20 protein-coding genes are annotated in these 19227 nt (G+C 68.8%); 8 read left to right on the plus strand and 12 right to left on the minus strand.

What is annotated here, in order from left to right; genetic code table 11:
• Positions 1-6: 6 nt before the first annotated feature.
• The gene (gene thrS, locus BLS34_RS11625; protein WP_028796319.1) at positions 7-1944 is read right to left on the minus strand and encodes a threonine--tRNA ligase; all 1938 of its coding nucleotides are present in this window, start codon (positions 1942-1944) and stop codon (positions 7-9) included.
• Positions 1945-2272: 328 nt separating this feature from the next.
• Here thrS and BLS34_RS11630 point away from each other — a divergent pair, with 328 nt between their 5' ends.
• On the plus strand, positions 2273-3313 hold the full coding sequence (locus BLS34_RS11630; protein WP_139189238.1) for a 2OG-Fe(II) oxygenase: 1041 nt from the start codon (positions 2273-2275) through the stop codon (positions 3311-3313).
• Between the two features lie 25 nt (positions 3314-3338).
• Here the strand turns inward: BLS34_RS11630 and BLS34_RS11635 are convergent, their stop codons facing one another.
• From BLS34_RS11635 to BLS34_RS11650, 4 genes are all read right to left on the minus strand, one after another.
• A complete protein-coding gene (locus BLS34_RS11635; RefSeq protein WP_093150411.1) occupies positions 3339-3923 on the minus strand; it encodes a hypothetical protein in 585 nt (194 codons plus the stop codon).
• Between the two features lie 24 nt (positions 3924-3947).
• Positions 3948-4343 carry a RidA family protein gene (locus BLS34_RS11640; RefSeq protein WP_211228999.1) on the minus strand — a complete coding sequence of 132 codons (396 nt, stop codon included), beginning with the start codon at positions 4341-4343 and terminating at the stop codon, positions 3948-3950.
• An 88-nt stretch (positions 4344-4431) separates the two neighbouring features.
• The gene (locus BLS34_RS11645) at positions 4432-5079 is read right to left on the minus strand and encodes a glutathione S-transferase family protein (protein ID WP_093150414.1); all 648 of its coding nucleotides are present in this window, start codon (positions 5077-5079) and stop codon (positions 4432-4434) included.
• A 27-nt stretch (positions 5080-5106) separates the two neighbouring features.
• Positions 5107-5499 carry a RidA family protein gene (locus BLS34_RS11650; protein WP_215906095.1) on the minus strand — a complete coding sequence of 131 codons (393 nt, stop codon included), beginning with the start codon at positions 5497-5499 and terminating at the stop codon, positions 5107-5109.
• Between the two features lie 179 nt (positions 5500-5678).
• Between BLS34_RS11650 and BLS34_RS11655 the strand changes: the two genes are divergently transcribed.
• Complete coding sequence (locus BLS34_RS11655) at positions 5679-6329, plus strand: DUF1007 family protein (protein WP_093150418.1); 651 nt, start codon at positions 5679-5681, stop codon at positions 6327-6329.
• A gap of 7 nt (positions 6330-6336) precedes the next feature.
• Complete coding sequence (locus BLS34_RS11660) at positions 6337-7362, plus strand: nickel/cobalt transporter (RefSeq protein WP_215906096.1); 1026 nt, start codon at positions 6337-6339, stop codon at positions 7360-7362.
• On the opposite strand, the gene BLS34_RS11665 is transcribed toward BLS34_RS11660, so the two are convergent.
• Together BLS34_RS11665 and BLS34_RS11670 are read right to left on the minus strand one after the other, a co-directional pair.
• Positions 7355-8326, minus strand: a complete 972-nt coding sequence (locus BLS34_RS11665; protein WP_093150420.1) for a glycosyltransferase family 9 protein — start codon at positions 8324-8326, stop codon at positions 7355-7357. The genes BLS34_RS11660 and BLS34_RS11665 overlap by 8 nt on opposite strands.
• Entirely contained in the window at positions 8323-9564 is a 1242-nt protein-coding gene (locus BLS34_RS11670) for a glycosyltransferase family 4 protein (RefSeq protein WP_093150540.1), read from the minus strand. The genes BLS34_RS11665 and BLS34_RS11670 overlap by 4 nt, the downstream gene beginning before the upstream one ends.
• Positions 9565-9615: 51 nt before the next feature.
• Between BLS34_RS11670 and BLS34_RS11675 the strand changes: the two genes are divergently transcribed.
• The gene (locus BLS34_RS11675; RefSeq protein ID WP_093150422.1) at positions 9616-10398 is read left to right on the plus strand and encodes an alpha/beta hydrolase; all 783 of its coding nucleotides are present in this window, start codon (positions 9616-9618) and stop codon (positions 10396-10398) included.
• Here BLS34_RS11675 and BLS34_RS11680 read toward each other — a convergent pair.
• Positions 10395-11159, minus strand: coding sequence for a sensor histidine kinase (locus tag BLS34_RS11680; protein WP_028796327.1), 765 nt, complete (start codon positions 11157-11159; stop codon positions 10395-10397). The genes BLS34_RS11675 and BLS34_RS11680 overlap by 4 nt on opposite strands.
• A gap of 1 nt (position 11160) precedes the next feature.
• On the opposite strand from BLS34_RS11680, the gene BLS34_RS11685 reads away from it, so the two are divergent.
• Positions 11161-11958 carry a tetratricopeptide repeat protein gene (locus BLS34_RS11685; RefSeq protein WP_139189240.1) on the plus strand — a complete coding sequence of 266 codons (798 nt, stop codon included), beginning with the start codon at positions 11161-11163 and terminating at the stop codon, positions 11956-11958.
• Between the two features lie 63 nt (positions 11959-12021).
• Here the strand turns inward: BLS34_RS11685 and BLS34_RS11690 are convergent, their stop codons facing one another.
• Together BLS34_RS11690 and BLS34_RS11695 are read right to left on the minus strand one after the other, a co-directional pair.
• Positions 12022-12414 (minus strand): MarR family transcriptional regulator, encoded by a 393-nt coding sequence (locus BLS34_RS11690; protein WP_028796329.1) that lies wholly within the window; start codon positions 12412-12414, stop codon positions 12022-12024.
• Between the two features lie 94 nt (positions 12415-12508).
• Complete coding sequence (locus tag BLS34_RS11695; protein WP_245701961.1) at positions 12509-13894, minus strand: leucyl aminopeptidase family protein; 1386 nt, start codon at positions 13892-13894, stop codon at positions 12509-12511.
• Between the two features lie 135 nt (positions 13895-14029).
• On the opposite strand from BLS34_RS11695, the gene BLS34_RS11700 reads away from it, so the two are divergent.
• Entirely contained in the window at positions 14030-14698 is a 669-nt protein-coding gene (locus tag BLS34_RS11700; protein WP_028796331.1) for a glutathione S-transferase family protein, read from the plus strand.
• 54 nt (positions 14699-14752) lie between these two features.
• On the opposite strand, the gene BLS34_RS11705 is transcribed toward BLS34_RS11700, so the two are convergent.
• Entirely contained in the window at positions 14753-14974 is a 222-nt protein-coding gene (locus tag BLS34_RS11705; RefSeq protein WP_093150434.1) for a hypothetical protein, read from the minus strand.
• Between the two features lie 203 nt (positions 14975-15177).
• On the opposite strand from BLS34_RS11705, the gene BLS34_RS11710 reads away from it, so the two are divergent.
• Complete coding sequence (locus tag BLS34_RS11710; RefSeq protein ID WP_093150437.1) at positions 15178-15798, plus strand: nitroreductase family protein; 621 nt, start codon at positions 15178-15180, stop codon at positions 15796-15798.
• 12 nt (positions 15799-15810) lie between these two features.
• Here BLS34_RS11710 and BLS34_RS11715 read toward each other — a convergent pair whose 3' ends face one another.
• Positions 15811-18231 (minus strand): Lon protease family protein, encoded by a 2421-nt coding sequence (locus BLS34_RS11715; RefSeq protein WP_093150440.1) that lies wholly within the window; start codon positions 18229-18231, stop codon positions 15811-15813.
• A gap of 209 nt (positions 18232-18440) precedes the next feature.
• Between BLS34_RS11715 and pcaD the strand changes: the two genes are divergently transcribed.
• Complete coding sequence (gene pcaD / locus BLS34_RS11720) at positions 18441-19226, plus strand: 3-oxoadipate enol-lactonase (protein ID WP_093150441.1); 786 nt, start codon at positions 18441-18443, stop codon at positions 19224-19226.
• Position 19227 lies beyond the last annotated feature (1 nt).

A 19227-nucleotide genomic window follows, 5' to 3' on the forward strand; every position in this document is an offset into this window, starting at 1 on the left:
TGTGTTTCATTCAGCGGAGCGGCTGGCGGAACGATCCGGGGCCGCCGCTTCATCCTGTAGTCTATGAACGGCGTCGTCGAGAGCAAGGATTTCCTGCGCCTTGCCGCCGAGACGGCGGACCGCGACTTGCTTTCCTTCGGCTTCGCGGGCGCCGACGACAAGCAGCGCCGGCACCTTTGCCTCGGAATGTTCGCGGACCTTGTAGTTAATCTTTTCGTTGCGTAAGTCCAGGGCGACACGGAGTCCGGCGGCCTTGCAGGCGGCGGCGACCTCGCGGGCATAGTCCTCGGCGGCATCGGTGATCGTCGCGACCACGACCTGGACCGGCGCCAGCCACATGGGGAACCGGCCGGAGAACTGCTCGATCAGGATGCCGATCCAGCGCTCCATGGAGCCGAAGATCGCCCGGTGCAGCATGACCGGCCGCTTGCGCTCGCCGCTCTCGGCCACATAGGTGGCGTCCAGCCGCTCCGGCAGCACGAAATCGACCTGCAGGGTTCCGCACTGCCAGTCGCGGCCGATGGCGTCGCGCAGCACGAATTCCAGCTTCGGGCCGTAGAACGCGCCCTCGCCCGGGTTCAGGGTCGTCTCCAGCCCGGCGGCGTCGCAGGCCTCGCGCAGCGCGCCCTCGGCCCGGTCCCACACCGCGTCCTCGCCGGCCCGGACCTCGGGGCGGTCGGAGAACTTGATGCGGATGTCCCGGAAGCCGAAATCGGCATAGATCGATTTCAGCAGGTCGCAGAACTTGATGCTCTCGTCGGTGATCTGGTCTTCCGTGCAGAAGATATGGGCGTCGTCCTGGGTGAAGGCGCGCACCCGCATGATGCCGTGCAGCGCGCCCGACGGCTCGTTGCGGTGGCACGAGCCGAACTCGGCCAGGCGCAGCGGCAGGTCGCGGTAGGACTTCAGGCCCTGCTTGTAGACCTGCACATGGCCCGGGCAGTTCATCGGCTTCAGCGCCAGCACCCGGTCGTCCTCGGCATTGGCGGTGAACATGTTCTCGCGGAACTTGTCCCAGTGGCCCGAGGCCTCCCACAGCGCCCGGTCGATGAGCTGCGGCGTCTTGATCTCCTGATACCCGGCCGCGTCGAGCCGGCGCCGGATATACATCTCGATCTCGCGGTACAGCGTCCAGCCCTTGGGGTGCCAGAACACCGAACCGACGGCCTCTTCCTGGATGTGGAACAGGTCGAGCTCGCGGCCGAGGCGGCGGTGGTCGCGCTTCTCGGCCTCCTCGATCATCGTCAGATGGGCCTGCAGCGCCTTGTCGTCGGCGAAGGCCGTGCCGTAGATGCGCTGGAGCTGCTCGCGGTTGCTGTCGCCGCGCCAATAGGCGCCGGCCACCCGCATCAGCTTGAAGGCATGGCCCACGCCCTTGGTCGACGGGCCGTGCGGACCGCGGCACAGATCGAGGAACTCGCCCTGGCGGTAGAAGCTGATCGTCTCGCCCTGGGGGATCGCCTCGGTCAGCTCGACCTTGAACGGCTCGTTCGTGGCCTTGTAGTGCTCGACCGCCTGGTCGCGCGTCCACTCCTCGCGCACGATCTTCTCGTCGCGGTCCACGATCTCGTGCATGCGCTGTTCGATCTTCTCCAGATCGTCCGGCGTGAAGGGCTGGTCGCGGTAGAAGTCGTAGTAGAAGCCGTTGTCGATCGACGGGCCGATCGTGACCTGGGTGCCGGGATACAGCTCCAGCACCGCCTCGGCCAGGATATGGGCGCAGTCGTGACGGATATGCGCCAGCGCCTTGTCGTCCTTGCGGGTGACCAGGGCGAGCCTGGCGTCCTCGGAGATCACATGGTCGAGATCGACCGGCTTGCCGTCGACCTCGGCGATGAAGGCGGCCTTGGCGAGGCCCGGGCCGATATCGGCGGCGACGGCGGCCGGCGTGACCGGCGCGTCGTAGGAACGGACGGAACCGTCGGGAAGCGTGATGGCGGGCATTGGAGTTCTCTTTGTCGAAACCGGGGCAGAGCGGGCGGAAGCGGTCCGGCCCCTCAGGGCCACCGCTCAGGCGTCATGCCGTCTCGAACGCGCGCAGGGATGCGCCGGCCGTCCGAGACGGCCAGATAGTCTGCGTCCGAGTGATGATGCGCAGCAGGCGCATGGGTTCGTCCGGTTTCGTTGCGTTCGGCTGGGTTTTACGCGCCTCGGCGGTGCGAGGCAAGGGGCGGGCTGAACCGGGTCGCGGCGGTCGGTCTTGCACTGCCCGGTTCGAACAGGTTCACTCGCCCGACCTCTGGAAAATCCGGGACCGGCCATGACGACCCAGATGAGACAGCTTCCCACCCTTGCCGTGGGCGACATCATGCCGAAACTGCCGCTCAAGCGGCGCAACGGCGAGACGTTCGACCTCTATTCCGACGAGGAATCCGGCAACATCCACTTGCTCGCCTTCGTCGCCGACCCGGCCTCCGGCACGGCCGTGGTCGATGCGCTGGCGGCAAAGCGGGACGATTTCGACGCGCTCGGCATGCGGGTTCGCATCGTGCTGTCGGGCGAGGCCAAGGGCGAGTTTCCCTTCCCGGTGCTGGGCGATCCCGACGGCACCGCGTCCAGGCTGGCCGGGCTGACGGTCGCCCTGGGCAGGGTCACCGGCGGCGGGCCGGTCCTGCTGCTGGTCGGCCCGAACCAGCACCTGGCCGCGCGGATCGGTCCCGAGGACGGCGACCCGGCCGAGGCCGCCCTGGCGGTGGCCCGGCCGATGGTGGAGCGCCGCCGCGCCGAACTGGTGCCGGCGATGCACCCGCCGGTCCTGATGGTGCCCGACGTGTTCAACGACGCGGACTGCAAGCGGCTGATCAACATCTTCGCCATGCAGGGCAACGAGTTCGTCGAGCCCGGTCACAACCAGCTCCAGGGCCGAACCACCGACTGCAAGATGCGGATCCCGGACTACGGCCGCGACGACCGGATCGACCACTGGGTCTGCTCGCCGGAGACCAACACCATCATCGACGAGCGCATCGGCCCGCGGCTTATCCCGGAGATCCAGCGCGCTTTCAACTATCGGGTCACCCGGCACGAGCGCTATCGGATCGCCCGCTACGAAGGGGCGCAGAAGGGCTCCAAGCACGGTCACCGCGACAATACCCAGCCGGGGGTCGCCCATCGACGCTTCGCGGTGACGATCAACCTGAACAGCGACGAGTACGAAGGCGCGGAGATCCGCTTCCCGGAGTTCTCGCAGGCCGTCTACAAGCCGCCGGCCGGCGCGGCCATCGTGTTCTCCTGCTCGCTGCTGCACGAGGTCATGCCGATGCGCTCGGGTCGCCGCTTCGCCCTGCTGGCTTTCCTGTTCGGCGAGACCTGAGGGCCTGTCCGGGGAGACCCGAGGGTCAGCCCCGCGCCTCCTGGGCGGCGGCCTCGAACTGGTCGCGGGTCCAGGCGTTGCGGGCGGGGGACGGCCCGATCCGGCGGCATTCTTCGGCGCAGACCTGATAGTCGCGGACCGCGAGCCCCTTGGTGCGAAAGGTCGGGAAGCCGCTGTAGAGACCCTGCGGGCCGAGATTGTAGGCCATGTCCAAGGTGGCGAGCTGGACCCGCGCGGGCCAGGCCGCGAAGCCGCCGCCGACAGTCTTGAACCGCCTTTGCGTCTCGGCGAAGATTTCGGCGAACTTGCTGCGGAACAGGTCGGCCGATTGCTCCGGCGTGATCCGCAGGTCCGACAGGTCCTGAAAGGCTTTGGCCCCGCGCAGGGCGCGGTCGGTCGCCGCGGCGACGGCGGCATAGGCGGTCTGCTTGTCCGCATCGCTCGCCGCCTGTCCGTTCCGACCCAACGGGATGGCCCCGACCGCGGCGGCGTTCGGGAGCATGTGGCCGATGCCGATCGTCACCTTGTCGACCGTGTCGAGATAGAGCCAGGGAATGTCGCCTTCGAAGCGCCGGGCGATCGGCAGGTAGTCGTCGGCAGTGATCAGCATGCTCACACTCCCTGGCTGAAGGCGTTATCTCCGCGCGGCGACCGCCTCGATCTCGACCGTCCAGTCCGGATTGGCGAGGGCGGTGATCACAAGCAGGGTGCTGGGCACCTTGCGGCTGCCGAGAAAATCATTCCGCGTCGTCCGCATCGTCGGGATGTCGGCCGGGTCGGTCAGGTAGAAGCGCAGGAACACCAGGTCGTCGAGACCGAGCCCGGCATCGGCCAGCAGGTTCGCGATGTTGGCGAAGGCCTGTCGGATCTGGCTTTCGGTGTCGCGGCCGGCCAGCGTGCCGTCCGCCTTCAGGCCGATCTGGCCCGACAGGACGAACCAGTCCTTCACCCCCTCGACCATCAGGCCCTGGGTGAAGGTCGGAATGCCGAGATTGGGGACGGTGTCCGGATCGTGGGTGGTGGTGGTCATGGGCATCTCTCCCGATTGGATTGTTATATAGGATTTTTACGATTGATGCAAGTTAAAACTGTATTCATATTCAGAAAGTTGCATCCGGTCAGTACGCCAGCCGGCCGAACATATGGTCGAACGGCAGCATGACGTGCTCGCGATAGGCCGGGCGGTCCTGCAGGCGGCGGTACCAGGCTTCCACATGGGGCACGGACGGCCGCTCGATCGGGATGCCGAAATATCGGAACAGGTTGGTGCCGGCCGGAATGTCGGCCAGGCCGAAGCTGTCGCCACCGAGCCAGGGGCGGGTGGCCAGCTCGCGGTCGAGAAGCTGCATATGGGCGGCACAGCGCGCCAGCTTCTGGGCCACGGCGGCGGTGTCCCGCTTGTCCTCCGGCGTGCGGTAGAAGCCCCAGAACACGCCGGTCAGGAAGTCGGGCTGCAGGGTCGTGCCCGACCAGTCCATCCAGCGCTCCGCCTGCGAGCGCGCGCCCGGGTCGTCCGACCAGTAGGTGCCCTTGCCGTAGCGGGCGGCGAGGTAGCGCAGGATCGTATGGGATTCCCAGACCACCGTACCGCCGTCGTCGATCACCGGCACCCGCCCATGCGGGTTCATCGCCCGGAACTCGGGGTCGTCGAGCCCGCCATGGTCGCCGCCGGCCGGGACGTGCCGGTGCTCCAGCCCCAGCTCGCCGATGAACCAGAGAACCTTCTGCACGTTGAACGCGTCGCGGCGTCCCCAGACCGTCAGCATGGGCATTCTCCTTATTTTGCGTCGGGCTCAGCGCGCGGCGACGATCTCCAGCTCCACCCGCCATTCCGGCAGGACAAGGCCGGAGACCAGGATCAGGGTGCTCGGGATCACCTTGTCCTCGCCGAAGAACTCGGTGCGGGCCTGGCGCAGGGCGAGGATGTCGCCCCGGTCGATCAGGTAGATCCGCAGATGGGCGACGTCGTCCCTGGTCATGCCCGCACCCGCCAGCAGCATGCCGATATTGGCGAAGGCCTGGCGGCACTGGGCGAGCGTGCCGGACGCGGTGGTGCCGTCGGGCAGCACGCCGACCTGACCGGCGATGTGCAGCCACTTGCTCACCCCTTCGGTGACCATGGCGTGGGTGTAGTTCGGGGTGCCCATGACCGCCATGCCGGCGGGGTCGAGGGGAGTGTGCGTCATCGGTCGTTCTCCGGGTCCGGGGAAAGGGGTGGCACGCATGCCGCGGGAGGCATTGAAGCCCAGATCGGGGTCCGGCGGTACCGGCCGTCTTTCTTCGCTGCCGACGATTCACTTCCGCCGGCCGGGCCTGTAGAGTGGCGCCGTGACGAGACCCGGGGGCGGGGTATCGGGAGACGGCGATGCTACGGATCTGGCGCACGTTTGTGATCGGACTGGCCCTGACGCTGGGCGTGGCGCTGGCCGCGCGCGAGGCGGCGGCCCATCCCCATGTCTGGATCGACCTGCGGACCACTGTGGTGATGGACGACCAGGGGCGGGTGACGGCGATCGGCCAGGAATGGCTGTTCGACCCGATCTATTCCGCCTATGTGACCGGCGGCCTCGACCCGGCATCGGACAAGGCCCGCAAGGCGCTGGACGACCTCCTGGGCGAGAGCATGAGCAACTTGCGGGAGTACGATTATTTCATGCGGGTGCGGGCCGATGGCGGGCGCCTGGCCCTCGAAGACGCGCGAGACACCTCGGCGGCGATGCGCGGCGACCGGATGCTGTACCGCTTCACCGTGCCCCTGTCCGATCCGGTGGACCCGCGCAGCCGGGACCTCGATATCGCGGTGTTCGACCCGACCTACTACATCGAGATGCTGCATCTGGAGGGGGACGTCATCGCCTTTCAGGGAGCGAACCAGACCGGTTGCGGGGCGCGGATCATCGAGCCCGCCCCGGACATGAACGCCATTGCCCTGGCCCAGTCCCTCGACAGGAACGCCGCTGCCGACGACACCCTCGGCGCCCAGTTCGCCGAGACCGTCATCATCGCCTGCAAGTGAGACCGCGATGTCCTCGACCGAACTCCGGATGAACCCCCGGCTCCTCCTGCCGGCCGGCGGACTGGTTCTGCTGGTCGGTGCGGCGATCCTGCTGGCCTTCGCGCCGCAGTTCGACCTGTCGATCCCGTACTGGTCGCGGATCGCCCTGGAGATCCAGGTCATCCAGCGCGAGCTGCATCGGGGCCTCGCCGCCGCGATCACCGCGGTGCGCGAAGAGGGGATGGTCGCGGCCTGGACGCTGGTGGGGCTCAGCTTCCTCTACGGCATCTTCCACGCGGCCGGCCCGGGCCACGGCAAGGTGGTGATCTCCACCTACCTGCTGACCCAGGAGAGCGAGCTGAAGCGGGGGCTGATCCTGTCCCTTGCGGCGGCCCTGGTGCAGGGTCTGGTGGCGATCCTGGTGGTCGAGGCGACGGTTCGGGTCCTCGGCCTCACCATGCGCCAGGCGGAGGGCGTTGTGCCGAGCCTGGAGGCGGCGAGCTACGGGCTGATCGCCCTGGTGGGCGCGGGGCTGGTCTTCGCCCGCGGGCGCCGGCTGCTCCGCGCGCTGGCCGGATCGCCTGCCGCGCACGACCCTCACCACGACGCTCACGATCATCATCATGATCACCCTCACGACCACGCACACGATCACGCCCATTGCGGCCATTCCCACGGTCCCAGCCGCGAGGATCTGGCCGCGCCGCTGAGCCTGCGCGGCGCTGCCGCCCTGGTCCTGTCGATCGGCATCCGGCCCTGCAGCGGCGCGGTGCTGGTCCTGGTGGTCGCCTATTCAATGGGCCTGCGGCTGACCGGCATTGCCTCGGTGCTGGCGATGTCCCTGGGCACGGCGATCACCGTCGGGGTCCTGGCCGCCCTGTCGGTCTTCGCCCGCGACATGGCCCGGCGGCTGGCGGCGCGGATGCCGGCGCATGCGGGGGGCCTGTCGCTGGCGGCGGAGGGCGTCGCCGTGCTGGGCGGGCTGGCGATCCTGGTGCTGGGCCTGCTGCTGCTGCAGGCGGTGCTGAGCGCGCCGGCGCATCCGCTCAGGTAGCGCCGTCTCCCAACCGCGGGTCGCGGGCGATCCAGTCGCCGGTCTCCGCCAGAACCGCCTCGACATCCAGGTCCGCCAGATCGTCGCGCTGCAATGCGCGGGTATGCGGGCCGCGCGGGCCGGTACGGCCGGGATCGCTGTCGGCGGAGAACAGGGCCAGGGTCGGCGCCCCGGCCAGGGCGGCCAGATGGGTGGGCCCGGTGTCGTTGCCGATCACCAGCCGGGCCGCCCGGGCGAAAGCCGCGAGCTCCGGCAGGGATGTCGCCCCGGTCAGGTCGAGCGCCTCGGGGGCCGCCGCCTGGATCGCGTCGGCGAGGTCGCCTTCCCCGGCGGTGCCGGCGACGGCGGTGCCGAGGCCCTGCGCGTCCAGCCGCGCGGCGAGGTCGCCGAACCGGTCCGCCGGCCAGCGTTTGGCCGGACGCCCCGGCGAAGCGCCGGGGATCAGCAGGACGAAGGGCCGGGCCGGCAGGCGGTCGGCGATCGGTGCGTCGAGGAAGCCCAGATCCGACAGCGGCACGTCGTCGATCCCGGCGATGGCGAGTTGTTCGCGCTGGCGCTCGACCGTGTGCAGGGGTGAGGGCGCGTCATAGACGTGGCGGTGGCTGCATCCCGGCACTTTGCCGCACCATTCCGGCCCGCCGGCGCCGCCGAGCAGGCGGAAATAGCCGGCCGACCGGTCGGAGGTCTGCAGGTCGTAGACCCGCCGGAACCGCCCGCCGCGCAGCTTTCGGCGCAGGGCGAGCCAGGCGAGGGGATTGAGCTTCGGCGCGGAATCGATCCAGATCTCGTCGAACAGGCCGCTCGCCTGCGCCAGGTCGAGGTACGGCGCGCGGGTCAGCAGGGTCAGGCGGGCCGAAGGATGGTCCCGCCGGATCGCCTGCATCGGGCCGAGCGCGAGCAGAAAGTCCCCCAGCGCGCCGAGCTTGATCACCAGCACGCGGTCGATGGCGGAAGCGGCGGTCATAGGCGTTCGCAGCCCCGCGCGGCCAGGACCTCGGTATAGACGGACAGGGTGCGGGCGCACATCTGATAGCGCGAGAAGTTCCGGCGCACATGGGCGATGGCCTTGGCCGACAGGGCCGCGCGGGCGTCCTCGTCGACGGACAGCGCGGTGCGCAGCCCCGCGGCCAGCGCGCCGGCATCGCCGGGCTGCACCAGCCAGCCGGTCTCGCCCGGCAGCACGGTTTCCCGCGCGCCGCCGTGATCGGCTGCGACGATCGGCCGGCCCATGGCCTGGGCCTCGATCATCACCCGGCCGAACGGCTCCGGATCCAGGCTGGCGGAGACCACCACATTGGCCAGCTTGTAGGCGGCGGGCATATCGTCGGTCCGGCCGACGAAATGCACATAGCCGCCCACGCCGGAGGCATGGGCATGGGCTTCCAGCGCCTTCTTGGCGTCCGGTCGCGCGGTGTCGTCACCGACCATGAGGCAGCGAAAGGATCCGCGCTCCAGCTGCGCCAGCGCGTCGATCAGCAGCTTGTGGCCCTTCCAGGCGGTGATCCGTCCCGGCATCATGATCACCGGGACCCCGTCGGGCAGGCGCCACTTGTTGACCAGCCGGATCATCCGTTCCGCCGGCACCTTGTCCGGGTCGAACAGCTCCAGATCCACCCCGCGCGGGATCACCCGCAGTCGGGCGGCGTCCAGGCCGTAATCGGCGAGCAGCCGCTCGGCGATGTAGTGGGAGATGGCGATCACCCGCTCGCCGCGCACCATCACCGAATTGTAGGCGCGCTTCAGGGCGTTGGAGGCGGCCGGGCGCTGGTGAAAGGTGGTGACGAAGGGCACCCGGTTGCGCGCCGCCGCCTTGATTCCGAGCCAGGCGGGAATGCGCGAGCGCGCATGCACCAGGTCGACCCGCTCGCGATGGATCAGGTCGACCAGCGAATCGAAGGTCGCGCGCCAGTGCAGCGGGTTCTTGGAATGGACCGGCAGTTCGATATGGGTGGCGCCGATCCGTTCCAGCTCGCGCACCATCGGGCCGCCGCGCGAGACCACCAGCGACCGCCAACCGGCCTGGACGATGGCCCGGGACATGTCGACCGTGCCGCGTTCCACCCCGCCGGAGACCAGCGCGGGCAGCATTTGCAGGACGGTCGGCCCCATGCCGCCATGGCCGGGCCGGAACGCCTCGAAATCTTCGTCGGAAATGTTAGGATCGGGCGCGGCGGTCGCGCCGGCCTCCAACGGCTCTGTCACCGGCAAATCCAGCAATCGGTACGGTCCAATTCGAAAAGAGACCCTAGCACAATGACGCCCACGTCACAGCATGGCGAAACGCCCTCTCCGGCACCCAAGACCTTGACCACGCAGGATGGCGAGACCCTGGCCTATCATCACGTGCCGGGGCGGCAGCCCGGGATCCTGTTCTGCGGCGGATTCATGTCCGACATGACCGGCACCAAGGCCCTGGCCCTGGAGGCCCTGGCCCGGGCGCGCGGGCAGGCCTTCACCCGGTTCGACTATCGCGGCCACGGCCAGTCCTCCGGCGCGTTCCGGGACGGCACGATCGGCCTGTGGAGATCCGACGCCCTGGCCGTTTTCGACGCGGTCACCGACGGCCCGGTGATCGTGGTCGGATCGTCCATGGGCGGCTGGATCGCCCTGCTCCTCGCCCTGGCCCGGCCCGAACGGGTGGCGGGGCTGGTCGGCATCGCCGCGGCGCCGGACTTCACCGAGGACCTGATGTGGGCGGAGTTCGACGAGACGGTCCGGCGGGCCCTGACCACCGAGCGGGTCTATCTGGAGCCGTCGGAGTATTCCGAGGAGCCCTACACGATCACCATGGATCTGATCGAGGAGGGGCGGAACCATCTGATCATGCGCGGACCGATTCCGATCGCCGCGCCGGTGCGCCTGCTGCACGGCATGCGCGACACCAGCGTGCCGCACCGCCTTTCCGTTCTGTTGGCGGAGCGGCTGGAGACCGACGACGTCCAGGTGCATCTGGTGAAGGACGGCGACCACCGGCTGTCGACCGAGCGGGACCTGGCCCTGCTGGCCGGGGCGGTGGCGGAACTGTCGGGAGGCTAAGGCCTGCCGGTGCCGAGCGGCAGGCGGATGATGGCGCAGGTGCCGCCCGACGTGCCGGCGCGGAATTCCAGCGTGCCGCCCAACTCGGCCACCGTGCGCCGGGCGATCATCAGGCCGAGGCCGGACCCGGTATCGCCATGGGGGCCGACGGTGCTGGGTGCGCGGTCGCTCGGGTCGACCGAGTTCATCTGATCGGCCAGGATCGTCGGATCCATGCCGATGCCGTTGTCGGCGACCACGAACACCGCCACGTTCTCCAGCGGCTCGCGCCGGGCGATCAGCGAGACCCGGCCGCCCCGGGGTGTGAACTTGATGGCGTTGGTCAGCAGGTTGTTCAGAACCGTGCCGAGCAGGGCGATGTTGACCGAGAGCTCGGGCAGGTCGGGCTGGACATCGACCTCCAGGGACAGGCCCCGGGCCTCGGCCATCGGCCGGTACATGGCGGCGAGGTCCGCGAGCAGGGTCGAGACCGGAACGGAGGACGGCTCGGGCCGGGTCAGCGGGGCCTGGACCAGCTTGTCGCACAGGCCGATCATTTTTGAGGTCGCGTCATGCGCAAGGGCCGCGTATTCCTTGTAACGCGCGCTGCCAAGCGGGCCGAAGCGCTCGTCCTTCATGATCTCCATGATCGCCGACAGCGCGTTCAGCGGATTGCGGAGTTCGTGGGCGATCTCGCGCAGCTGGGCGGCGGCATCAGGTGAGAGCCTTGAAGTGCCGATCGAGGATTCGCCGACTTTGTCTGGACGTTCTTCTGACATCATGATGCAAGTCTCCACCAGATCCTCTTACCAACCGGTAAAGAAGACGGCCCTGATCCTGGCGATTGTGGGGCTGGTTTTCGGCCAGGTCGGGGCGGCATCGGCCCAGACGGCCGGCGGCGAGCAGCAAGCGGCGATGTACGACGCCTGCCTGACCCAGGCGGACTCCGAGCCCAAGGCGGCCTATGAGGCCGCGCTGGACTGGTACAAGGCGGGCGGTGGGCTGCCGGCGCGGCACTGCGCGGCGGTCGCCCTGCTCGGCCTGGACGCCTATGAGGAGGCGGCCGCCCGGCTGGAGAAGCTGGCAGGCGAGGTCCCCGACGCCCGGATCGATCTGCGCCTGGGCCTGATCGCCCAGGCCGCCCAGGGCTGGATGATGTCCGGCCGGGCGGAGCGGGCGGCCCAGCTGCTGTCCCTGGTGATCAACGTCCGCCCAGACGACCCCCAGCTCCGGGCGGACCGGGCGGTGGCCTGGATGTCGCTCGGCGATCACTGGGCGGCGATCGACGATCTGGACCTCGCCCTGCAGCGCGCGCCCGAGGATGTGGAGCTGCTGCTCTACCGGGCCGCCGCCTACCGCTATCTCGGCGTGCCGGACCTGGCGCGCGACGACGTGACCCGGGCCCTGGCCGTCGATCCGAACCATCCCGGCGCCTGGCTGGAGCGGGGCATTCTCGACGAACTCGCCGGCGACAAGGCGGCCGCGCGCCGTGACTGGATCAAGGTGCTGGAACTGGCGCCGGACGGAGCGGTTGCAGATGCCGCCCGGGCGCGGCTTGAGGCATTGGACGTGGCCCGGTAGCGGCCGGCCCCCGAACGGCCAGGCAGCCAGCGGTCAGGCAGCCAGCGGTCGGACAGCGAATGGTCAGACGGCGAGCGGCCGCTCATCCGCATCGTCGTCCGCGCCGTCAACGGTGTCGCCCGCTTCCGCCGCCAGGATCAGTCCGGCGAATTCCGACAGGAAGACCGAGCCCTTCACGGTGCGCTGGACCAGCACGCTGCGCCGGTCCTCATCGTCCACCTTGCGGCGCAGGAATCCCAGCGTGCACAGCCGGTCGAGCGCCCGGGTGACCGCGGGCTTGGAGATGTTCAGGGCGATGGCCAGCCCGCGCACGGTATGCGGCGGCGTGGTCAGATAGACGGTCAGCAGGAGCCCCATCTGCCGGGCGGTAAGGTCGGGCCCGTCACGGCGCACGCTCTGCACGGTGGCGGCCCGCCACAGGTTCAGGACTCGGTGCTGCTGATCGGATCGGTGCATCGACGGGCCTTTCCCGGTCGTTCCGGAAGCGGATCGAAGATACATGTCCTTGGCGGCAAAGGGAAGAGCGATCGTTTCGATCCCAGTCGATCGTTCAGCCGCCGAACCGCGCCTTGATCGTCTGGAAGGTCGCGCGGATGCCCTGGGCTTCGCCGCCTTCCGGCCGGCCGGGGCGATCGCGCAGGTTCCAGGCGATCAGATCCACATGCATCCAGGGTGTTGTTTTGGAAACGAAATGCTCCAGGAACAGGGCCGCGGTGATGGCGCCGCCATACGGGCCCGACCCGGTATTGGACAGGTCGGCGATCTTGGTCTTCAGCATCGCCTTGTAGGGCTGGTGCAGCGGCAGGCGCCACAGCGGATCCTCCTCCGCTAGGCCGCTGGCGAGGATGTCGCCGGCGAGCGAATCGTCGTTGCAGAACATCGCCGGCAGGTCTGGGCCGAGCGCCACGCGGGCGGCGCCGGTCAGGGTGGCGAAGTCGATCAGCAGGTCGGGCTGCTCGCTGTCGGCCTCGGTCAGGGCGTCGCAGAGCACCAGCCGGCCCTCGGCGTCGGTGTTGCCGACCTCCACCGTCGTGCCCTTGCGGGTGCGGCAGATGTCCATCGGCAGGAAGGCGTTGCCGGAGACCATGTTCATCACCGCCGGCACCAGCACCCGCAGACGCACCGGCAGGTTCGCCGCCATGATCATGCGGGCCAGCGCCAGCACCTGGGCGGAGCCGCCCATGTCCTTCTTCATGGTCAGCATGCCGTTGGACGGCTTCAGGTCGTAGCCGCCGGTGTCGAAGCACACGCCCTTGCCGACCAGGGTGACCTTCGGATGCTTGGCGTCGCCCCAGACCATGTCGATCAGGCGCGGCGCATCCTCCGCCCCGCGGCCGACCATGTGGATCGTCGGGTAGTTCTTCTTCAGCAGCTGGTCGCCGACGGTGACGGCGATCTTCGCCTTGAACTCCTTGGCCAGCGCCTTGGCCGTCTCGGCCAGCTCGCTCGGCCGCAGGTCGGAGCCGGGGGTGTTGATCAGGTCGCGGGCGAGGGCGGTCGACGCGGCGATATTCTCCACATGGTCGCGGTCCGCCCCTTTCGGCCAGACCAGTTCCGCCTCGATCTCGGGCATCTCGGTGTAGCGGGTGAAGCGGTAGGTCGCCAGTGCCCAGCCGGTCGCGGCCCGGGTCGCGTCCGCGCCCGACAGGTCGGCGTCGATGGCATAGCGTCCGGCGGGCAGGGATCCCGGCAGGCCGGCGAAGTCCCACACGCCGATCCGGTCGGCCTCCTCGACCCCGACCAGCACCCGGGCGATGTCCCCCGCCTTGCCGGGGACCACGCAGGTCTCGCAGGGCTTGGCCTTGTAGCCGGTGGCGGCGATCCAGGTCTTGGTGGCGGCGTCGGCCTCCACGGCCCATTCCTTCAGTCCGTCGGCGGTGACCGGGGTGACCGGAATGGTTCCTGCGGTGGCGCGGGCGACGAGGTTGAAGGCCACGGCGGTTGCTCCTGGCTGTTGGACAAAGGACGAATGAGCGGTGACAGTTCCGTACATCCGGTATACTCGCTGCTGCTTAACAGGCACAAGCGAGCACCCCACATAGGGGTCTGCGCAACTGAATGGCGAGATGTTATGGCAGACACGGCCGACAGTCCCCTGACCTTGATCATCGGGAACAAGAACTACTCGAGCTGGTCTCTTCGGGCCTGGCTGATCCTGCGTCAGGCCGGTCTCAAGGCCGATGAGGTTCTCATCGCACTCAGCGAGTCCGGATCCAAGAGCGCGCTGCTGAAACACTCGCCTTCCGGGCGGGTCCCCTGCCTGGTCCATGGCGACCTGACGGTCTGGGACAGCCTGGCGATCGGCGAGTATGCCGCCGAGCTGGCGCCGGATGCCGGTCTGTGGCCGGCGGACCGCGCGGCCCGCGCCCTGGCCCGGTCCGTGTCGGCCGAGATGCATAGCGGCTTCACCGCCCTGCGCACGCATATGCCGATGAATATCCGCTCCTCCTTCCCCAAGGAGGGCCGCAAGCCGGGCGTGCAGGAGGACATCGACCGGGTGAAGGCGATCTGGCGCCAATGCCTGTCGCGCCATGGCGGCGACGGGCCGTTCCTGTTCGGCCGTTTCACCATCGCCGACGCCATGTACGCGCCGGTGGTCAGCCGCTTCCGGACCTTCGCCGTGGATCTGGGCGAGCAGGAGCAGGCCTATGCCGACGCGGTCTGGTCGATGGAGGCCATGAAGGTCTGGGTCGAGGCGGCCGAGGACGAACCGATGGTGATCGACGACGCCGAGTTCTGACCCGCCGCCGCGCAGGTCCGGTTCCGAAGGGCCGGTTCCGCGGGGCCGATCAGGTCAGTCGATCTCGTTCACGCAGTGCACAGGCCGGTCGAAATAGGTCGAATCCGAGCAGCGCTTACCCATCACCTTGTTCAGGTGGTAGAAGCCGTTGCGCCCCGTCGCCAGATTGGGGCCGAGCGCCAGCGCGCCGCCTCCCCAGACATAGGGATTGCATCCTCCCAGCAGGCCAAGCAGCAGGGCGGCGACGGACAGTCGGGCAAGGGTGGTCTGGAACATCGTATCCTCCGAACTTCTTTCGGGGGGCCGGTCGGCCGGGTGCCGCCCTTTTGGCGACCGGCCGATAATGCATAAAATACCAGATATTTCCAGGGTAAATCTCTTGCTGCAAGTGAGTCGCAAAACCACCTTGCACCGATGGGTCTTTGCCTCAAGGGTATGGAACCCTATCTTCGCGGCATACTCAATCGGAGCACGTTCACATGTCTGTCGCTGAAACCGTCGCGACCGCCGCTTCCCCCGACACGCTCGACCTGCTGCTGACCCGCCGCTCGGTCGTCGCCAAGAATCTGAGCGAGCCGGGGCCCGACGCCGTCACCCTGCAGAAGATCATCGCCGCCGGCCTGCGCGTCCCCGACCACGGCAAGATCGGCCCCTGGCGGGTCCAGGTCCTGCTCAAGGAGGGCCAGCTCGCCCTGGGCGACGTGCTGGCCTCGGTCTATCTGGCCGACAATCCGGATGCCGAGAAGCGGCTGGTGGACATGGAGCGGCTTCGCCCGTCGCGCAGCCCGGTGCTGCTGGCGGTGACCTCCAAGATCGACCCGCACCATCCCAAGATCCCGGAGCTGGAGCAGCGGCTGTCCGGCGGTGCGCTCTGCCAGAACATCCTGGTGGCGGCCCATGCCAGCGGCTTCGCCGCCCAGTGGCTGACCGAATGGCCGGCCTTCCACCCCACGGTGAAGGAAGCGCTGGGCCACGACGCCGACACCGACATCATCGGCTTCATCTATATCGGCACCCCGACCGAGGCGCCGACCGAACGCGGCCGTCCGGCCTATGAGGACGTGGTCAGCGAGTGGACGGGGCCGGAGCCCAAGGTCTAAGCCCCGCGGTCTCTAGACCTCGCGCTCGATGAACCGGCGCCGGGTCTCGGCGAAGGCCCGCATCCGCGCCTCGACCCGGGCATTGACCGTGCCGTCCGGATACGATCCGTCGGCCCCGCGCGGGCCGGCGGGCACGCCGGTCAGGATCTCGATCCCCTCGGCGATGGTCGACACCGCCCAGACCTTGAACTTCCCGGCCTTCACCGCGTCGCGCACCTCTTCCTTGAGCATCAGGTGGCGGGTGTTGGCGGCCGGGATCATCACCCCCTGATCGCCGGTCAGGCCGCGGGCGGCGCAGATGTCGAAGAAACCTTCGATCTTCTCGTTCACCCCGCCGATCGCCTGGACGTCGCCCATCTGGTTGACCGAGCCGGTGACGGCGATGCCCTGGCGGATCGGCACCTCCGACAGGGCCGAGAGCAGGGCGTAGAGTTCGGTGGATGACGCGCTGTCGCCGTCCACCCCGCCATAGGACTGCTCGAACACCACGCTGGCCTGCAGCGAGGCGGGCACGTCGGTGGCGTAGGTCGCCGCCAGATATCCCTGCAGGATCAGCATCCCCTTTGAGTGCAGCGGGCCGCCCAGCTCGACCTCGCGCTCGATATCGACGACCTTGCCGTTGCCGGGACGCACGCGCGCGGTGATCCGGGTCGGCCGACCGAAGCTGTGGGTCCCGATCTGCAGCACGCTGAGCCCGTTGACCTGGCCGACCTCCGCTCCGTCGGTGTCGATCAGCATGGTCTCGGCCAGGATCTGTTCGCGCATGCGCCGTTCGATCCGGTCGGAGCGCCGGCGATAGGCCTCCAGGGCGGCCTCGACATCCGCCTCCACCACGGTCTTGTGGTTGTGCTCGCGGGCCTGGTAGTCGGCCTCCCGCATCAGGTCGGCGATCAGCCCGACCCGGGTGGTCACCCGATCCCGGTCGGCGACCAGCCGCGAGCAGTGTTCGATCACCCGCTCCACCGCCTTGCGGTTGAAGGGACGCAGGGTCTCGTTCTTCTGGATGGTGGCGATCAGCCGCGCATAGAGCGCGTCGTGCTCGTCGTCGCGCTCCATGATGTCGTCGAAATCGGCGGCCACCTTGAACAGGTCGGCGAAGTCCGGATCGGCCGCCGCCAGGGTGTGATAGAGCCGCTGGTCGCCGAACAGCACCACCTTGACCGACAGCGGGATGTCGGCCGGCTGGATCGACACCGCGAGGGTGGTGGTCGCCGCGTCCTGCGGGCTCTCGATCGTCACCCGGCCGCTGTACAGCGCACGTTTCAGGGCGTCCCAGGCGAACGGCTGCTGGAGCAGTTTCAGTGCGTCGATCAGCAGATAGCCGCCATTGGCGCAGTGCAGGGCGCCGGGGCGGATCAGGGTGAAGTCGGTCAGCATCGAGCCCATCTGGGCTCGGTACTCGATGCGGCCGACCAGCCGGCCGAGGGTCGGGTGGTCCTCGATCACCACCGGCGCGCCGACCTCGGCCTCGTGGCTGACGAAGACGTTGACCCGGAACCGGCGCTGGGGGTCGGGAGCGGCGGCCGGATCGGTCGGCCCCGACCCCTGCCCAGATCCCGACCCCTGCCCCTGCCGAGCCTCAGCCGGCTGGGCGAAGACGTGGATCTTCTCGATCAGATCCTCCTCCAGCGCGGCCAGCCAGGCCGCCAGCTCCTCGGTCGGGGTCATGCCCTCGCGGACCTCGGTCATCTCCTCGTCCACCAGAGACCGCGCGACGCTGTCGTTCAGCGCCCGGATCGCCTTCTGGCGGTCGCGCTCCAGCAGCGGCGCCTTGTGCAGGGCATCGCGCAGCAGCGCCTGGACCTCCTGAATGGCGGCCTGCAGCCGCTCGCGCCGGATCTGCGGCAGGGCGTTGAACTTCTCCTGCGCCATCGGCTTGCCGCCATCCTCCGGCACCACGGCGAAGCCCTGCTCCGTGCGCACCAGCAGCAGGTCGCGCTCCTTGGCGGCGGCGGCCACGCCTTCCAGCGACTGCTCGCCCTGCTTGGCGAATTCCTGGTCGATCGCCTCGCGGCGGCCGCGGTACTCCTCGCCCTCGAGCACGGCGGCGACCGAGGCGGTCAGATCGGCGATCAGCTTCTCGATCCGCCGGTGCAGGTTAGGTCCCTCGCCCGGCGGCAGGCGCAGGGCGAGGGGCCGGTGCGGATCCTTGAAGTCGTTGACATAGACCCAGTCGTCGCCGGCGGGGAACCGGGCGGCCCGGTCCCGGAGATAGCCGCGCACGGCGGCGTGCTTGCCGGAGCCCTTGGGTCCGATGACGAACAGGTTGTAGCCGCGGGACCGCATGCGGGCGGCGAAGCGCACCGCCTCCAGCGCGCGGTCCTGGCCGATCAGCGTGTCGACCGGCTCCAGCTCCTTGGTGGTCTTGAAGCCGAGTTTGGAGAGGTCGGTGTGGCGGTACAGGTCGTCGACGGTCAGCGCTGGAATGGGCATGTGGGTCCTCTGGGCGGAAGCCGGGGCATTCGACACCTCGAGGCCGGCGATGTCGAGGCTCGAAGGCCCCGCGGATGCCGAAGCTTCACATGTCGAGGGTCGACGCCGGGGCGGCGGGGCGGTGTAATGATCGGACCGATCCGGAACGATAATCCATCCATCGTCTGCCCATCACTCGGACTCAACGAAGAACCAAGCGGGGAAACGCCATGCCGCACGCCAAGATCAACGGCATCGATCTGTATTACGAGATTTCCGGCCGGGAGGACGGCCCGCCGATCCTGTTCTCCAATTCGCTGGCCTCCACGCTGCACATGTGGGACCCGCAGATGCCGGCGTTCCGCAAGCACTACAAGGTGATCCGCTACGACAGCCGCGGCCACGGCAAGTCGTCGGCACCCGACGGCGCCTACAGCATCGAGACCCTGGTCGACGACGCGATCGGCCTGCTCGACCATCTGGGCATCGACAAGACGGATTTCTGCGGCCTGTCCAAGGGCGGCATGGTCGGTCAGCGGCTCGCCACGCTGCATCCCGACCGGGTCGAGCGGCTCGTGCTCTGCGACACCGCCTGTTACATGGGCCCGCCCGAGCTGTGGGAGGGGCGGATCGACACCGCCGCGGTGGACGGGATGGACGGCGTCGTCGACGCCACGATCATGCGCTGGTTCACCGGGCCGTTTCAGAAGCGCGACCCGGACGCGGTGGACAAGGTCCGCGAGATGATCCTGAACACGCCGGTGGCCGGCTTCGTGGGCTGCTGCCGGGCAATCCAGGCGATGGACCAGCGCGAGACCATCCAGGCGATCGCCGCCCCGACCCTGGTGGTGGTCGGCGCCGACGATCCCGGCACCACTCCCGACGCCGCCCGCGAAATCCAGAAGCGCATCGAGGGCGCCAGGCTGGAGATCCTGCCCGAGGCGGCGCATCTGGCGAATATCGAGCAGCCGAAACTGTTCGACGAGGCGGTGCTCGGGTTCCTGGGGAAGGGCTAGG

The sequence above is a fragment of the Thalassobaculum litoreum DSM 18839 genome (assembly GCF_900102465.1).
Lineage (GTDB): Bacteria > Pseudomonadota > Alphaproteobacteria > Thalassobaculales > Thalassobaculaceae > Thalassobaculum > Thalassobaculum litoreum.

What these genes read in the sequence shown, in the direction of transcription:
- thrS (WP_028796319.1), bottom strand. Translation starts at nt 1,944, where the DNA reads ATGCCCGCCATCACGCTTCCCGACGGTTCCGTCCGTTCCTACGACGCG.
- BLS34_RS11630 (WP_139189238.1), top strand. Translation starts at nt 2,273, where the DNA reads ATGAGACAGCTTCCCACCCTTGCCGTGGGCGACATCATGCCGAAACTG.
- BLS34_RS11635 (WP_093150411.1), bottom strand. Translation starts at nt 3,923, where the DNA reads ATGCTGATCACTGCCGACGACTACCTGCCGATCGCCCGGCGCTTCGAA.
- BLS34_RS11640 (WP_211228999.1), bottom strand. Translation starts at nt 4,343, where the DNA reads ATGACCACCACCACCCACGATCCGGACACCGTCCCCAATCTCGGCATT.
- BLS34_RS11645 (WP_093150414.1), bottom strand. Translation starts at nt 5,079, where the DNA reads ATGCTGACGGTCTGGGGACGCCGCGACGCGTTCAACGTGCAGAAGGTT.
- BLS34_RS11650 (WP_215906095.1), bottom strand. Translation starts at nt 5,499, where the DNA reads ATGACGCACACTCCCCTCGACCCCGCCGGCATGGCGGTCATGGGCACC.
- BLS34_RS11655 (WP_093150418.1), top strand. Translation starts at nt 5,679, where the DNA reads ATGCTACGGATCTGGCGCACGTTTGTGATCGGACTGGCCCTGACGCTG.
- BLS34_RS11660 (WP_215906096.1), top strand. Translation starts at nt 6,337, where the DNA reads ATGTCCTCGACCGAACTCCGGATGAACCCCCGGCTCCTCCTGCCGGCC.
- BLS34_RS11665 (WP_093150420.1), bottom strand. Translation starts at nt 8,326, where the DNA reads ATGACCGCCGCTTCCGCCATCGACCGCGTGCTGGTGATCAAGCTCGGC.
- BLS34_RS11675 (WP_093150422.1), top strand. Translation starts at nt 9,616, where the DNA reads ATGACGCCCACGTCACAGCATGGCGAAACGCCCTCTCCGGCACCCAAG.
- BLS34_RS11680 (WP_028796327.1), bottom strand. Translation starts at nt 11,159, where the DNA reads ATGATGTCAGAAGAACGTCCAGACAAAGTCGGCGAATCCTCGATCGGC.
- BLS34_RS11685 (WP_139189240.1), top strand. Translation starts at nt 11,161, where the DNA reads ATGCAAGTCTCCACCAGATCCTCTTACCAACCGGTAAAGAAGACGGCC.
- BLS34_RS11690 (WP_028796329.1), bottom strand. Translation starts at nt 12,414, where the DNA reads ATGCACCGATCCGATCAGCAGCACCGAGTCCTGAACCTGTGGCGGGCC.
- BLS34_RS11700 (WP_028796331.1), top strand. Translation starts at nt 14,030, where the DNA reads ATGGCAGACACGGCCGACAGTCCCCTGACCTTGATCATCGGGAACAAG.
- BLS34_RS11705 (WP_093150434.1), bottom strand. Translation starts at nt 14,974, where the DNA reads ATGTTCCAGACCACCCTTGCCCGACTGTCCGTCGCCGCCCTGCTGCTT.
- BLS34_RS11710 (WP_093150437.1), top strand. Translation starts at nt 15,178, where the DNA reads ATGTCTGTCGCTGAAACCGTCGCGACCGCCGCTTCCCCCGACACGCTC.
- BLS34_RS11715 (WP_093150440.1), bottom strand. Translation starts at nt 18,231, where the DNA reads ATGCCCATTCCAGCGCTGACCGTCGACGACCTGTACCGCCACACCGAC.
- pcaD (WP_093150441.1), top strand. Translation starts at nt 18,441, where the DNA reads ATGCCGCACGCCAAGATCAACGGCATCGATCTGTATTACGAGATTTCC.